Origin of the sequence: Mycobacterium sp. UM_Kg1 (assembly GCF_000972925.1) — a bacterium.
Classification (GTDB): domain Bacteria; phylum Actinomycetota; class Actinomycetes; order Mycobacteriales; family Mycobacteriaceae; genus Mycobacterium; species Mycobacterium hiberniae.
Window position 1 is genome coordinate 1 of sequence record NZ_JRMK01000284.1, and the last position, 1,948, is coordinate 1,948.

Consider the following 1,948-nt stretch of genomic DNA (forward strand, 5'->3'; position numbering starts at 1 on the left):
GATGTGTATAAGAGACAGGATGGTCGGCAGGAAGAACCCCACGGCGTACAGCCCGTACACGATGCCGAAATAGACGAAGGCCAGGGTAAGGACCTGCGGGTGGCGCAGCGTCTTCTTCAGCGGCCAGTGCTCACCGGGCTGTGCCGCCGCCCGTTCGTCGGCCAACGTGGTCTCCAGCCAGCGGCGTTCGTCGGTGTCGAGCCAGCTTGCCGCGGCGGGATGGTCGGTCAGGTAGAACCAGCAGGCGAATGCCAGCGCGATCGCGGGCAGGCCCTCCACCAGGAACATGAACCGCCACCCGTCGAGCCCGAAAATCCCGTGTCCCCAGTCGATGACGAGCGAGGACAAGGTGGCCCCGATCGCCGTCGACACCGGGACCGCCACCATGAACAGGGAAACGGCCCGGGCGCGCTGCTCGGCGGGAAACCACAGCGTGAGATAGAAGATGATGCCGGGGAAGAAGCCGGCCTCGGCGACCCCGAGCAGAAACCGCAGGGCCACCAGGGTGGCCGCGTTGGGCACGAAAGCGATTGCGGTGCTGACGATTCCCCAGGTCAGCATGATGCGCGCCAGCCAGCGCCGGGCCCCGAATCGGTGCAGCGCGATGTTGCTGGGCACTTCCAGGAGCAGATAGCCGAAGAAGAAGACGCCCGAGGCGAATCCGAACATGGTCGCGCTCATGCCGAGCGCGGCATTCATGCCGTTGGGCCCGGCAAAGCCGATGTTGACGCGGTCCAGGTAGTTGACGAAATAGAGCAGCGCCACAAAGGGGATGAGCCGGCGCGTCACTTTCCGTAGCGTCGACCGGCCCACAGCCGACCCGACGGGATCAGTGCTCATCGCCGGTCACCGCATCCGATGGCCGACTATCCGCCTGGCGGTCTAGTCCTCGTCCACCTTGGCCATCGCCAGCACGTCGAGGCGGCGGTCCAGCTCGGCTTCCGACAGCTTGTCACCGATCAGGCCGCGGTCGATCACCGTCTGGCGGATGGTCTTGCGCTCCTTGAGGGCCTGCTTGGCCACCGCGGCGGCCTCCTCGTAGCCGATCGCGGAGTTCAGCGGTGTCACGATCGACGGGCTGGACTCGGCCAGCTGCCGCAGGTGCTCCTCGTTGGCCACCAGGCCGACGATGCAGCGCTGCGCGAACAGCTTCGAGACATTGGCCAGCAGCGTGAACGACTCCAGGATGTTGCGGGCCATCATCGGGATGTAGACGTTGAGCTCGAAGGCGCCGTTGCCGCCGCCCCAGGCGATGGCCGCGTCGTTGCCGATCACCTGTGCCGCCACCTGGGTGACCGCTTCGGGCAGCACGGGGTTGACCTTGCCCGGCATGATCGAGCTGCCCGGCTGCAGGTCGGGGAGCTGAATCTCGGCCAGGCCGGTCAGCGGGCCCGAGCCCATCCAGCGGATGTCGTTGGCGATCTTGGTCAGCGACACCGCGATAGTGCGCAGCGCACCGGATGCCTCGACCAGGCCGTCACGCGCGGCCTGTGCCTCGAACGAGTTCTTGGCGGTGCGCAGCTCGGTGATCCCGGTCTCGGCGACCAGCACCTCGACCACCTTGGCGCCGAAGCCGTCAGGGGCGTTCAGGCCGGTGCCCACGGCGGTGCCGCCGATGGCCAGCTCACCCAGGCGGGGCAGCGTCGCCTGCACGCGCTCGATGCCGGCGGCGATCTGGCGGGCGTAACCGGAGAACTCCTGGCCCAGGGTCACCGGGACGGCGTCCATCAGGTGGGTGCGGCCGGACTTGACCACGGTGCGCCATTCGGCGGCCTTGGCGGCCAGCGCGTCGTGCAGCACCTGCAGTGCCGGGATCAGGTGGCGCACCGCGGCTTCGGTGGCGGCGATGTGCGTGGCGGTGGGGAACGTGTCGTTCGAGGACTGCGACATGTTCACGTCGTCGTTGGGGTGCACGTTCACGCCGTTGGCGGCGGCGATCGAGGCGATC

2 protein-coding genes are annotated in these 1,948 nt (G+C 67.8%); both read right to left on the reverse strand.

The window, feature by feature from the left end; genetic code table 11:
* Positions 1-840, reverse strand: an 840-nt coding sequence (locus LI92_RS21060; RefSeq protein WP_046322411.1) for an MFS transporter, incomplete at its 3' end; no start/stop codon positions are given.
* Positions 841-882: 42 nt separating this feature from the next.
* Positions 883-1,948 (reverse strand): class II fumarate hydratase (locus LI92_RS21065; protein ID WP_046322409.1); only part of this gene is annotated, 1,066 nt, incomplete at its 5' end.